Annotated in this window: 13 protein-coding genes; 8 read left to right on the top strand and 5 right to left on the bottom strand. The window is 73.3% G+C overall.

Annotation, left to right across the window (positions count from 1 at the left end; genetic code table 11):
• Positions 1-4 precede the first annotated feature (4 nt).
• From ACZ60W_RS31090 to ACZ60W_RS31080, 3 genes are all read right to left on the bottom strand, one after another.
• Positions 5-481 (bottom strand): succinate dehydrogenase hydrophobic membrane anchor subunit, encoded by a 477-nt coding sequence (locus tag ACZ60W_RS31090; RefSeq protein WP_469758737.1) that lies wholly within the window; start codon positions 479-481, stop codon positions 5-7.
• 8 nt (positions 482-489) lie between these two features.
• Positions 490-870, bottom strand: a complete 381-nt coding sequence (gene sdhC / locus ACZ60W_RS31085; RefSeq protein WP_015035721.1) for a succinate dehydrogenase, cytochrome b556 subunit — start codon at positions 868-870, stop codon at positions 490-492.
• 192 nt (positions 871-1,062) lie between these two features.
• Entirely contained in the window at positions 1,063-1,680 is a 618-nt protein-coding gene (locus ACZ60W_RS31080) for a 2-oxo-4-hydroxy-4-carboxy-5-ureidoimidazoline decarboxylase (RefSeq protein ID WP_469758736.1), read from the bottom strand.
• A gap of 177 nt (positions 1,681-1,857) precedes the next feature.
• On the opposite strand from ACZ60W_RS31080, the gene ACZ60W_RS31075 reads away from it, so the two are divergent.
• The 3 genes from ACZ60W_RS31075 to ACZ60W_RS31065 all read left to right on the top strand — a co-directional run bounded on the left by ACZ60W_RS31075 (position 1,858) and on the right by ACZ60W_RS31065 (position 4,839).
• On the top strand, positions 1,858-3,474 hold the full coding sequence (locus tag ACZ60W_RS31075; protein ID WP_469758735.1) for a beta-N-acetylhexosaminidase: 1,617 nt from the start codon (positions 1,858-1,860) through the stop codon (positions 3,472-3,474).
• Between the two features lie 87 nt (positions 3,475-3,561).
• Positions 3,562-4,212, top strand: a complete 651-nt coding sequence (locus ACZ60W_RS31070; RefSeq protein WP_469758734.1) for a DUF4328 domain-containing protein — start codon at positions 3,562-3,564, stop codon at positions 4,210-4,212.
• A 66-nt stretch (positions 4,213-4,278) separates the two neighbouring features.
• A complete protein-coding gene (locus ACZ60W_RS31065; protein WP_469758733.1) occupies positions 4,279-4,839 on the top strand; it encodes a hypothetical protein in 561 nt (186 codons plus the stop codon).
• Between the two features lie 15 nt (positions 4,840-4,854).
• Here ACZ60W_RS31065 and ACZ60W_RS31060 read toward each other — a convergent pair whose 3' ends face one another.
• The gene (locus ACZ60W_RS31060; RefSeq protein WP_469758732.1) at positions 4,855-5,592 is read right to left on the bottom strand and encodes a Clp protease N-terminal domain-containing protein; all 738 of its coding nucleotides are present in this window, start codon (positions 5,590-5,592) and stop codon (positions 4,855-4,857) included.
• Between the two features lie 394 nt (positions 5,593-5,986).
• Here ACZ60W_RS31060 and ACZ60W_RS31055 point away from each other — a divergent pair, with 394 nt between their 5' ends.
• Both ACZ60W_RS31055 and ACZ60W_RS31050 read left to right on the top strand, forming a co-directional pair.
• Complete coding sequence (locus tag ACZ60W_RS31055) at positions 5,987-6,676, top strand: RNA polymerase sigma factor (RefSeq protein WP_469758731.1); 690 nt, start codon at positions 5,987-5,989, stop codon at positions 6,674-6,676.
• Positions 6,676-7,785 (top strand): hypothetical protein, encoded by a 1,110-nt coding sequence (locus tag ACZ60W_RS31050; protein WP_469758730.1) that lies wholly within the window; start codon positions 6,676-6,678, stop codon positions 7,783-7,785. The genes ACZ60W_RS31055 and ACZ60W_RS31050 overlap by 1 nt, the downstream gene beginning before the upstream one ends.
• A gap of 155 nt (positions 7,786-7,940) precedes the next feature.
• On the opposite strand, the gene ACZ60W_RS31045 is transcribed toward ACZ60W_RS31050, so the two are convergent.
• Complete coding sequence (locus ACZ60W_RS31045; RefSeq protein WP_469758729.1) at positions 7,941-8,819, bottom strand: L,D-transpeptidase family protein; 879 nt, start codon at positions 8,817-8,819, stop codon at positions 7,941-7,943.
• Positions 8,820-9,012: 193 nt separating this feature from the next.
• On the opposite strand from ACZ60W_RS31045, the gene ACZ60W_RS31040 reads away from it, so the two are divergent.
• Genes ACZ60W_RS31040 through ACZ60W_RS31030 form a run of 3 tightly spaced genes read left to right on the top strand, consistent with a single transcriptional unit; the run spans position 9,013 to position 12,172 of the window.
• Positions 9,013-10,593 carry an acyl-CoA mutase large subunit family protein gene (locus ACZ60W_RS31040; protein ID WP_469758728.1) on the top strand — a complete coding sequence of 527 codons (1,581 nt, stop codon included), beginning with the start codon at positions 9,013-9,015 and terminating at the stop codon, positions 10,591-10,593.
• Positions 10,594-10,652: 59 nt separating this feature from the next.
• Positions 10,653-11,306 (top strand): leucine efflux protein LeuE, encoded by a 654-nt coding sequence (gene leuE, locus ACZ60W_RS31035; protein ID WP_469758727.1) that lies wholly within the window; start codon positions 10,653-10,655, stop codon positions 11,304-11,306.
• Positions 11,307-11,350: 44 nt separating this feature from the next.
• Positions 11,351-12,172 carry a MerR family transcriptional regulator gene (locus ACZ60W_RS31030; protein WP_469758726.1) on the top strand — a complete coding sequence of 274 codons (822 nt, stop codon included), beginning with the start codon at positions 11,351-11,353 and terminating at the stop codon, positions 12,170-12,172.
• The last annotated feature ends 126 nt before the right edge of the window (positions 12,173-12,298 follow it).

Raw genomic sequence — 12,298 nt, 5'->3', positions numbered from 1 at the left:
GTGCCTAGCGGATGTTCGGGTCGAAGGTGAAGATCACCAGCGTGCCCAGAAGGATGGTGAACACCGTGGCGGTGTACAGCAGGCCCTTGAGCCACAGGCGCGTGTTGGCCCGCTCCGCGTAGTCGTTGATGACGGTACGGAGGCCGTTGGCGCCGTGCAGCATGGCGAGCCAGAGCATCAGCAGGTCCCAGACCTGCCAGAACGGGGACGCCCAGCGGCCGGCCACGAAGGCGAAGCCGATCTTGGAGACGCCGCCGTCCAGGAAGAGCTGGATCAGCAGGTGGCCGAGGACCAGGACGACGAGGACCACGCCCGAGAGGCGCATGAAGAGCCACGCGGCCATCTCGAAGTTGCCGCGGGTCGCGCGCGGGGTCTTGCCCGTGCGCTTGCGGGGGGCCTCGATGTACGGCGCGGGGTTGTCCACGTCGTAGTGGGAGCCGCCCTCGACGGGGCCGATCGCGGCGGAGGTGTCAGCGGACATGAGTGGCGTCAGCTCCCGAACAGTTCACGTGCGGCGTGGCCGAGGACGGGGTACAGCGAGCCCGCCATCAGGACGACCCAGATGCCCACGACGGTCCAGAGCATCTGCTTCTGGTAGCGCGGGCCCTTGGACCAGAAGTCCACGGCGATGACACGGAGACCGTTCAGCGCGTGGAAGAGGATGGCGGCGACGAGGCCGTACTCCAGAAGAGCGACGATCGGCGTCTTGTAGGTCGCGACGACCTCGTCGTACGCCTCGGGGGAGACGCGGACGAGAGCGGTGTCCAGCACGTGTACGAACAGGAAGAAGAAGATGAGGACGCCGGTGACTCGATGAGCCACCCAGCTCCACATTCCTTCCCGGCCGCGGTACAGCGTTCCAGCCGGCACGGAAAAACCCTCCGGGAGCGGGGATCAGGGCCGGCCGGCTTCTCTGTCGGTCTGGCCCGGCCGGGTACGGTCCACCGGCCCCGGTCATCGTAGCGACGACTTGTCGGTTCGCTCGCGCGGGGTCCATAGGTGTGATCAAACAGGCACGGACGGGCTATCGCCCAGGCCGGAATCGCCGTGTTCCGGACGTATTCACGGTTCGGAGTGTCGGGGCGTGAGCCCCTCGGCCAGTCGGAAGGCCAGCCGGGCGCGGGCGAGCCGGCGCAGTTCCTCGGCCGCGATCACCCGCTCCTCCTCCGGTTCGTTGCCGAGACGTGACCGGATTCCCGCCAGGACCTGGTCGAGCCGCTCGCCCGGACGCACTCCGTCGAGGCTGATCACGAACGCGTGACCGAAGCTGTGCTCGTACGCGGCGTGGGCGGCCCGCAGCGCCGTCCGGGCCGCCGGCGGCGCGTCGGGGTGCGGCAGCGCCGAGGACTCGGCGGCCAGGGCCGCGTCGAGCTCGGCCCGGGACAGGTCGTATCCGGCCTCGTCGGCGGCGGCGAGCAGGGCGTCGACGGTCGGGTACGGACGGTGCGCCGCCACCCGTTCGGCCCAGCGGGGGCTGTGGCAGCAGGAGAGCAGCAGGGCCTCGGCCTCCGCGGGCGAGGCCGCGTTGAACCCGACGAGACCGCGGGTGTGACGGGGAAGGGCCTGCTGGGCGGGGAGGGAGGGCGCGTCCGTGGAGCCCGGTTTCCGGCAGGGCGCGTGGGTGTCGCTGGTCAGCGAGGGCTCCGGTACTCCGGGACGGGTGGGGTGGACGTGACTCAACGTTATCGACGGGACGAGGGAAGTGTCCGACGGATGCGCGATTTTCACCCGGAAGGGAGAGTTTCGGAACATCTGATGGACGGCCCGGTTCCGCTCCGCCCACGGCCACCGGCCCGTCGTCGCTCTCCGTCCCGTCCCCCGATTGGCCCGACGGGCTTCCGTACGGGAGGATTCCGAATGATGCGGTACTCCATACGGGGGCCCCGACGGGGCCCCGCCCTCCTGGCGACCGCGGTGGCACTGGCCACCGTGGCGGCCTGCTCCGGCGGCTCCCCGAACGGGCCGTCCTCCCCCTCCGGCACGTCCGCGAGCGCCGCGCCCACCAGCGCCCCGCCCAGCCCGACGCCGACCCCCACGCCGACGAAGACCTATCCCCTCTCCGCCGCGCCGCGGACCGTCCCCGCCGTCCGCGACCACGAGGCCGCCCGCGGCCCGGGCTGGAAGCCCGCGGCCACCGGCGGCGTGGTCCTCGCCGCCGGCAGCGACGGCCTCGCCGACGAGGGGAAGCTGATCGCCGGCGAGCTCGGCATCCCCTACCGCGGCGCCGTCGCCGCCGGGCCCGGCGACGTGGAGCTGGCCCTCGGCGGGACCGGCGCCCCCGAGTCGTACGCGCTCACCGTCCGCGACGGCCGCGTCCGGATCAGCGGCCCCGACGAGGCCGGGGTCTTCTACGGCACCCGCACCCTGAAGCAGTCGGTGAAGGCCACCGGCGCCATGCCGGAGGGCACCGTCCAGGACCGGCCCGCCAAGCCGCAGCGCGGACTCAACCTCGACACCGCCCGCAAGCACTTCACCGCCGCCTGGATCGAGGACCGCATCCGCGAGATGGGCGACCTCAAGCTGAACCGGCTGGGGCTGCACTTCTCCGACGACCAGGGCTTCCGGATCGAGTCCGCCAGCCACCCCGAGATCGTCTCCGCCCAGCACCTCACCAAGGCCGAGGTGCGGCGGATCCTCGCCCTCGCGGCCTCCCGCCACATCACGGTCACGCCCGAGATCGACTCGCCCGGACACCTCGGCGCCGTCATCGACGCCCACCCCGGTCTCCAGCTCCGCAGCGCCACCGGCCGCGCCCCCCGCGGGGCCGTCGACATCTCGAACCCGGACGCCGCGAAGATCGTGGACGACCTGCTGCGCGAGTACACCGCGCTCTTCCCCGGGGCCGAGTGGCACCTCGGCGCCGACGAGTACGTCGCGCTGATGTCCAAGGACCCCGAGGCGGCCTACCCGCAGCTGGCCCGCGCCGCGCGCGCGAAGTACGGCCCCTCCGGCCGCGTCCAGGACCTCGCCACCGGCTGGCTCAATGACCGCGCGGCCGCCGTCCGCCCCACCGGCAAGACCCTCAAGGCGTGGAACGACGGCTTCTTCACCGGCGGGGTGGTCAGCCCGGCGAAGGACATCGAGGTCGAGTACTGGACGGGCAAGGAGATCGGCGCCCGGCAGCCCGTCTCGTACCTGAGCGCCGGCCGCAAGCTGGTCAACCTCAACGACGAGTACCTCTACTACGTCCTCGGCGAGCCCAACGACTTCACCTACCCCACGGGCCGCCGCATCTACGAGCAGTGGACCCCCCTCGTCGTGCGCGGCACCGCCCCCGTCCCCGCGCGCTACGACTCCCAGATCCTCGGCGCCCGCTTCGCCGTCTGGTGCGACCTCTCCCGCGCCCAGACCCCGGCCCAGGTCGCCGACGGCATCCGGCTGCCCCTCGCCGCCCTCTCCCAGAAGCTCTGGAACCCGGACAAGCCCACTCTGACCTGGGACCGGTTCCGCGCCCTGGCCGCGCAGGTGCGCTGAGAAACGCCGTAGACGCGAAGATCACCGGTCGCGTACGTTCCCCCGGCGGCGGCCGCCCGGCCGCCGCCGTTCCTTGGGGGGAACCGCTTGAAGAACACACTCGTGCTCCGCGATCCGAACGGCTTGGCGAGAGCCGTGGCGGTGCTGCTCGCCGGCAACGTCGTCTTCGACGTCCTGCTCGGCGTCGTCGACGTCCGGGACCTGACGGCCGGCCGGACGGAGGACTTCGACCCGACGTACGTCGGCCCGGTCAACGTGAACGTCCTCCACAGCCTGTCGTTCATGGTCTTCCTGGCGACCGGGATCGTCTTCATCCTGTGGTTCCACCGGCTCCGGCGGAACGCCGAGATCTGGGCGCCCGACCTGCAGGCACGCACGCCGGGCTACGCCGTCGGCGCCTGGTTCATCCCGATCGGCAACCTCTGGATCCCGCGGGCCGTCGCCGTCGACATCTGGCGGGCCAGCCGCCGGGAGCCGTACGCGGCCGACGGCCGGGGGGAACTGGCGCTGCTCAACGGCTGGTGGACGTGCTGGGCCGTCGGATCGCTGGCGAACTGGATCTCCGGCCAGATGTACAAGACGGTGGACACCACCGAGAGCTGGACGGCGGCGACCCAGTGGTCGCTCGCGGGATACGTCCTCGACGCGGCGGCCGCGGTCCTCGCGATCCTTTTCGTCCGGCGTCTGACCTCTATGCAGCACGCCAAGGCGAATGGCATGATTCCGGCCGCGCAGTGACGAAAAGGCGCCCCCCGGCGCAGTAGGGGAAGTACTGCGTCCGCATCGGGTGGCGAGGAGGCGTCCATGACGTCGGGGAACGGCCGAAGCCTGCTGGAACTGATCGAAGGGGCCGACGAGCGAGGACTGGCCGCGGCCGGGCTCGCCTGCCTCGACCGCTGTCTGCCGCTGCTGGCCCCGGACGGAGGCGACGCGCTGAGGCCCGTGTGGGCCGCCGTGGCGCGCGGCGACGGCGGGGCCTGGGGCGAGGCCGTCGCCAAGGCCCGCGTCGAGCTCGACGCCGACGCCCCCGGGGACGCCGGGGCCGTGCGCGGCATGCTGGCCCTGGCGCCGGACGACTGGGCGGGCGAGGGACTGCGCGCCTGGGCCGGCGCCTGCTCGGCGACCGCCCTCGCCCTGCACGGCGGGTACGACGCCGCCGGGGTGCCCGACGGGCTCGTGGAGCGCTGCCGGGCCGGCGACGCCCAGGGCGCCGGCCCGCTGCTCGCCGGGGAGCTCCGGCGCCAGCAGGCCGTCCTCGAATCGGTCGCCCACGGCCCGACCGGTCTGCGCCGGGCGCGGGAGCTGTCCGTCGAGGGCGGCCGGGTGCTGCGCGCGGTCGTCTCACGCCGCGCCCGCACCGCCTGACCGGCGCCGGAGGAGTCAGGCCTCCGGCGCCTCCACCGTGGCGGAGGCGATCGCCTCGGCGATCTCCCGCTCGGCCGCGGCCTTGTCGAGCCCGAGGCCGGTGAGCACGCCCTCACCGGCCTCGTGCTCCAGGAGGGCGAGCAGGATGTGCTCGGTGCCGACGTAGTGGTGGCCGAGGCGGAGGGCCTCGCGGAAGGTCAGCTCCAGGACCTTCTTGGCCGCCGCGTCGTACGGGACCAGGGCCGGGACCTCCTCGACGGCCGGCGGCAGGGTGGCCGTGACGGCCTCGCGGACCTGTTCGGGGGTCACCCCGCGGGAGAGGATCCAGCGCGCCCCGAGCCCCTCGGGCTCGGCGAGCAGGCCGAGCGCCAGGTGGGCCGGCCGGGTCTCGTCGTTGCGCGCGGCCGTGGCCTCGTTCTGGGCGGCCATGACGACGTTCCGCGCCCGGGGGGTGAAGCGGCTGAACCCGGCGTTCGGGTCCATCTTCTCCGCGTCCGGCTCCTTCGGCACGAAGCGCTTCTGCGCGGCCTGGCGGGTGACTCCCATGCTGCGGCCGATGTCGGTCCAGGAGGCGCCGGAGCGCCGGGCCTGGTCGACGAAGTGGCCGATGAGGTGGTCGGCGACGTCGCCGAGGTGGTCCGCCGCGATGACCGCGCCGGAGAGCTGCTCCAGCGCGTCGGGATGGACCTTCTTGATGGCGTCGATGAGCTCGTCGAGACGGATGGGGACCTGGGGAACGACGGGATGCGTCATGAGGCAACCCTAGGTTGACAGTCGCGAGGTGTCAACGGCAGGTTGACACCGAAGAGGGTGACGTGTGCCCAGGGGCGAAGGAGCCGGAGGGAGAGGGAAAAGGCAGACGACCGGGGCCGCCACCCCCCACAGGAGAGGCCCCGGTCGTCATCCACGGAGCCGCAGCACGGCTCCGTACTCCATACAGCGCCGCCGGTGCGTTTTCTGTCACACCCGCACGTGCACCGGCACGTGCATGCGCCGAACCGTCGAAGGTTGCAAGTTGTACAAAGACCCCCGGACCGCGTGGACGCGACGCCGCACCACGACGTAGCGTGCAGATGCGCGAGACAGCGTGGCGGCGGTGACCGGCCGCCGCGCCGTGACGACGCGACCGACGAACAGGGTTTGGGGAGTGCTGGGGGACGACGCGGAGCTGACGGCCGCGGTGCTCGCTGCGCAGGACGGGGACGAGAACGCGTTCCGGACTGTGTATCGCGCCGTGCACCCCCGGTTGCTCGGCTACATACGGACACTGGTCGGCGACGCCGACGCCGAGGACGTCGCCTCGGAGTCGTGGCTCCAGATCTCGCGCGACCTCGACCGCTTCTCCGGCGACGCCGACCGCTTCCGCGGCTGGGCCGCCCGGATCGCCCGCAACCGCGCCCTCGACCACCTCCGGATGCGCGGCCGGCGCCCCGCGTCCGGAGGCGACGAGACCGAACTGACCGACAAGCCCGCCGACGCCGACACCGCGGGCGAGGCCCTGGAGGCCCTGGCCACCGGCCACACCATGCGACTGATCGCCCAGCTCCCGCAGGACCAGGCGGAGGCCGTCGTGCTGCGCGTCGTCGTCGGCCTGGACGCCAAGAGCGCCGCCGACACCCTGGGCAAACGCCCCGGCGCGGTCCGCACCGCGGCGCACCGGGGGCTCAAGAGACTCGCCGAGCTCCTCGGGGTCGACGGCGACACGGACGGGGCGGAAGCGACGGGCGGGGCGCTCGTCCCGCTGGACGGCGTGCCTCCGCAACGCGGCCGCGGACCGGGGCCCGTGGCCCCCGGCGGTGTGACGCAATCACGTCCGCGTACGCAGAAGGACATGTGATGGCCGACGAGCGGTACCAGTGGCTCGACCAGGAGGCCGCGGAGCGGCTGCTCCGCGGCGAGCCGGTCGACGCCGCCGACGACCATGCGCGCACCCAGGCAAAACGTCTCTCCGAAGCCCTCGGCACGGCCCGCGTCCAGGCCGCCGGCACCGAACTCCCGGGCGAGGCGGCGGCCCTCGCCGCCTTCCGCGAGGCCGCCGCGGCCCGCGCCGCCGCGCCCGCCCGGACGCCCGCGCGGGCCGGCACGCCGGCCGAGACCTTCGAACTGGGCCGGGTCCGGCTCGCGCCCGCCGCCGAACCGGCCCGCCGCTGGGGCCGCTCCCTGCGGTACGGGCTGGCCGCCGCGGTCGCCGCCGTCACCGTCGGCGGGGTCGCCGTCGCGGCCGGCACCGGAGTCCTGCCCCTGGTGGGCCCCGCGCCGGCCAGCTCCGTCACGGCGGGGGAGACGGCGGACACGCTCGTGTCGAAGGAGCCCGGAATACGCCGGGACCCCGAGACGCCCCCGGCGGTGCCGGACGGCGACGGGACGCCCGGCGCGTCCCCCTCCGCCGACGCCACCCCCTCGGTCACCCCCGGCCCGGACGGGCGCGGCGAGGTCACCCCGGCGCCGGACAGGACCACGCCGGACACGGGTGCGGGCGGCGGAGCCGACCCCGGCACCGAGGGCGACGCCGGCGGCAACGGCAACGGCGGCACCGACCTCCGCGAGAAGATCCTCAAGGCCTGCCGGGACTACCGGTCCGGGAAGCTCGACACCGCCGGACGCACCCAGCTCAACCGCACCCTCCGCGACGGCGACACCCTGCGCCGCTACTGCGACCGGATCCTCTCCGGCGGCACCGGAACCTCGGACGGGACGGGCACGCCCAAGGACGGCTCCGAGGACACGTCCGACGGCGACAAGAAGAAGGACGAGGACCGAGGCCGCACCGGCGGCCGGGGCAGCGAGGGGCGCGGCGGCGGGGACACCCGGCGCACCGGCGAGGCGCCCCGCACCCGGCTCTCGGCGGGTCTCTCCACCGCGCTCTCCACCGGTCTCCCCCTGGCGTTCCCCGCCCGCACCCCCGTCGCTCCGCCCGCCGGGGCACGCGTTCCGGTGCCGGTGTAACACTTCTCGGCCCGTCGGCGCAGTACTGAGTGAGCCGACTGGTCATCGGCCGCGCAGTGAGCCGGGGTTCCCCCCGTACCTACGGCTCCGCGCACCCGGCGCGGGTGGGACACGTTCCCCCGGTCCCACCCGCGCCCCTTCCTCCCCGGTCGCCGCTACCAGTGGACGACGACCTTGTCGCCGACCTTCACCGCGTCGAAGAGCGCCGAGAGCTTCGCCTTGTCCCGGACGTTGACGCAGCCGTGCGAGGCGCCGTTGTAACCGCGGGCCGCGAAGTCCGCCGAGTAGTGCACGGCCTGGCCGCCGCTGAAGAACATCGCGTACGGCATGGGCGTGTGGTAGATCGTCGACGTCCACTCGCGGGCCTTCCAGCCCACGTGGAAGGTGCCCTCGCGGGTCGGGGTGTTCTCCGAGCCGAAGCGGACGTCCATCGACGAGACGACCCGGCCGTCGATCATCCAGGCGAGGGTCCGGCTCTCCTTGCTGATGCACAGCACCCGGCCCGTCATGCACTGCGGGTCGGGCGTGTCCAGCTTGTTGGTGGTGGAGGGCTTCAGCTCGTCGGCGGTCGGCTTCCGGCTCACGTCGAGCAGCTGGCGCCAGGTGGTCTCGTCGACCGTGCCCGTCGCCGGCAGCCCCCGCCGCTTCTGGAACTTCTTCACCGCCCCCGCGGTCATCGTCCCGTAGAACCCCGTCGGCGCGCGGTCGAAGAAGTCCAGCTGGCGCAGCCGCGCCTGGAGTTCGCGGACCTGCTCGGTCTCGTCGCCGTCGTCCATGAGGGGCTTCGCCGAGGGCGCTCCGGTGGAGGACGAGGCCGACGGGGACGGAGGCTTGTCGTCCGAGGCCGGGCTCCCGCCCGGGGCGTCCGAGGAGGGGGCGGGGGCCACGGCCGACGGGGACGCGGGCGCCGTCGTGGGGCCGGCGGCGGGGCCGGCCGCGTCGGGCGTACAGCCCGCGGCGAGTGCCACCGCCATCGCCGCCAGTACCGCTCTGCGTATGACGGATCCGCGCGTGACGGTCGTGGACCGCTTCATGATTGCCCCCCGGGACGAGTCGTGTGTACGTAGGGATGCGCTCCCCGGCCTGCGCGGTTGCGCTCTCCGGGCACCGACCTCGCATCCTGGAGGAAGGTCCCGGCGCGGTCCCTCCGGGTCCGGCGGGGCCCCCGCTACAGTCCGTCGCGAGGTCGCCACCGCAGGGTGACACGTCGGTCGGGAGGCAGCACGCATGGCACGCGAGACGGAGTCGGGTCTGCCCGTCGAGCCGGTCTACGGACCGGACGCGCTGGAGGGGTGGGATCCCGCGGAGAAGCTGGGCGAACCCGGCGCGTACCCCTACACGCGGGGCGTGTACCCGACGATGTACACCGGCCGGCCCTGGACCATGCGGCAGTACGCCGGGTTCGGCACCGCTGCCGAGTCCAACGCCCGCTACCGGCAGCTGATCGCCGACGGCACGACGGGACTGTCCGTCGCCTTCGACCTGCCCACGCAGATGGGCCACGACTCGGACGCGGCGATCGCCTCGGGCGAGGTCGGCAAGGTCGGCGTCGCCGTCGACTCGATCGACGACATGCGGGAGCTGTTCGACGGGATCCCGCTGGGCGAGGTCTCCACGTCGATGACGATCAACGCCCCCGCCGCCCTCCTGCTGCTGCTCTACCAGCTCGTCGGCGAGGAGCAGGGCGTCCCGGCCGACCGGCTGAACGGCACCGTCCAGAACGACGTGCTGAAGGAGTACATCGCCCGCGGCACGTACATCTTCCCGCCGAAGCCGTCGCTGCGGCTGACCGCCGACATCTTCCGGTACTGCCGGGCCGAGATCCCGCGGTGGAACACCATCTCCATCTCCGGTTACCACATGGCCGAGGCCGGTGCCTCGCCGGCGCAGGAGGTCGCCTTCACCCTCGCCGACGGCATCGCGTACGTGCGGACCGCCGTCGCCGCCGGCATGGACGTCGACGACTTCGCGCCCCGGCTCTCCTTCTTCTTCGTGGCCCGCACCACGCTCCTGGAGGAGGTCGCGAAGTTCCGTGCCGCGCGCCGGATCTGGGCGCGGGTGATGCGGGAGGAGTTCGGGGCGAAGGACCCCAAGTCCCTGATGCTCCGCTTCCACACCCAGACCGCGGGCGTCCAGCTCACCGCCCAGCAGCCCGAGGTCAACCTCGTGCGGGTCGCCGTCCAGGGCCTCGCGGCCGTCCTCGGCGGCACGCAGTCGCTGCACACCAACTCCTTCGACGAGGCCATCGCCCTGCCCACCGACAAGTCCGCCCGCCTCGCCCTGCGCACCCAGCAGGTCCTCGCCTACGAGACCGACGTCACGGCCACCGTCGACCCGTTCGCGGGCTCCTATGTCGTGGAGCGGATGACGGACGACGTCGAGGCCGCGGCGCTGGCCCTGATGGACCGCGTCGAGGAGATGGGCGGCGCCGTCGCCGCGATCGAACGCGGCTTCCAGAAGGGCGAGATCGAGCGCTCCGCCTACCGGATCGCGCGGGAGACCGACGCCGGCGAACGGGTCGTCGTCGGCGTCAACCGCTACACCGTCGAGACCGAGGAGCCCTACGAGCCGCTCCGCGTCGACCCCGCCATCGAGGAGCGGCAGGCCGCCCGCCTCGCCCGCCTGCGCGCCGACCGCGACCAGGCGGCCGTCGACACCGCCCTCACCGCCCTCCGGACCGCCGCCCGGGGCACCGACAACGTCCTGTACCCCATGAAGGACGCGCTCCGGGCCCGGGCCACCGTCGGCGAGGTCTGCGACGCCCTGCGCGAGGTCTGGGGCACCTACGTCCCCACCGACGCCTTCTGATCTTCCGCGATGCGAAACACAGGAGCGGAGTGTCGTACTGACATGCGACACTCCGCTTCATGCTGGGTGTCATCGATCTGCCGACGTATCTCGCGGGCCTCGTGCTCATCATTCTGCTGCCGGGGCCGAACTCGCTGTACGTGCTCTCCGTCGCGGCCCGGAAGGGGACGCGCACCGGGTACAAGGCCGCCGCCGGGGTGTTCACCGGGGACGCGGTGCTCATGACGCTGGCGGCGCTGGGCGCGGCGTCGCTGCTCCAGACGACACCGCTGCTCTTCATGATCGTGAAGTACGCGGGCGCGGGCTACCTGACCTGGATGGCCGTCGGGATGCTGCGCGCCGCGTGGAGCATGTGGCGCAGCCGGGGGGAGACGCCCGCCGAGGAGCCGGAGGAGGCCGTCGCGGCCGGGGAGAACCCGTACCGCAGGGCGCTGCTCATCAGCCTCTTCAACCCCAAGGCGATCCTCTTCCTGATCTCGTTCTTCGTGCAGTTCGTGGACCCGGGCTACGCCTACCCGGCGCTGTCCTTCCTCGTCCTCGGCACCCTGCTCCAGGCCGGCAGCTTCCTCTACCTCACGACGCTCATCTTCGGCGGGACCCGGCTCGCGGCCGCCTTCCGCCGCCGCAGGCGCCTGTCGGCCGGCGCCACCTCCGCCGCCGGCGCCCTCTTCCTCGGCTTCGCGGCGAAGCTCTCGCTCAGCAGCGCCGCCTGACGTTTGACCCTGACACCGTGTGAGGGCGTTCCGTAGGAGTCGTCATGTTCACCATCGGAGACTTCGCACGGCACGGGCGGGTGTCGGTCCGCATGCTGCGTCACTACGACGCCATCGGACTGCTGCACCCGGCCCGGGTCGACCCGCACACGGGCTACCGCTTCTACGCGGCGGACCAGCTCGCCCGGCTCAACCGCGTCATCGCCCTCAAGGACCTCGGCTTCACCCTGGAACAGGTGGGGGCCATCCTCGACGAGCAGGTCGACGCCGACGAGCTGCGGGGCATGCTGCGTCTGCGCCGGGCCGAGCTGGAATCGGCCGTGGCGGAGGCGCGGGCCCGGCTCGCCCAGGTCGGCGCGCGGCTCCGAGCCATCGAGAGCGAGGGACGCATGTCCACCCAGGACGTCGTCGTCAAGAAGATCCCCGCCGTCCGCGTCGCCGAACTGAGCGGCGTCGCCGCCGGCTTCGGTCCGCGGGACATCGGCCCGGTCATCGGGCCCCTGTACGAGGAGCTGTGCCGCCGCCTGGAGGACGCGGGCGTCAGCGGCTTCGGGCCCGGCATCGCCTACTACGAGGACGCCGGCCGGGGCGACGGCTCCGTCGTCGTGCACGCCTGCATGACCGTCACCGAGGGCGCCGCCGCCGAGGGCGTCGAGGTGCTGGTCCTGCCCGGCATCGAGGAGGCGGCGACCGTCGTCCACCGCGGGTCGATGGACGAGATCCTGCCGACCGCCCAGACGCTCGCCGCCTGGATCGGCAGCCACGGGTACACCTCCGCCGGCTACGCCCGCGAGCTCTACCTGGAATGCCCGCAGGACCCGTCGGGATGGGTGACGGAACTCCAGGAGCCGATCGCCCGCTCCTGACGGCCCGCCCCGGGGGGGGGGGGGGGGGGGGGGGGGGGGGGGGGGGACGGGGGGGGGGGGGGGGTGGGGGGGGGGGGGGAGGGGGGGGGGGGGGGGGGGGGGGGGAGGGGGGGGGGGGGGGGGTGG

The organism is Streptomyces sp. NPDC104202 (assembly GCF_055584185.1).
The sequence above is the reverse complement of the archived record's forward strand: the minus strand, read 5'-3'. Positions and strand labels throughout refer to the sequence as shown.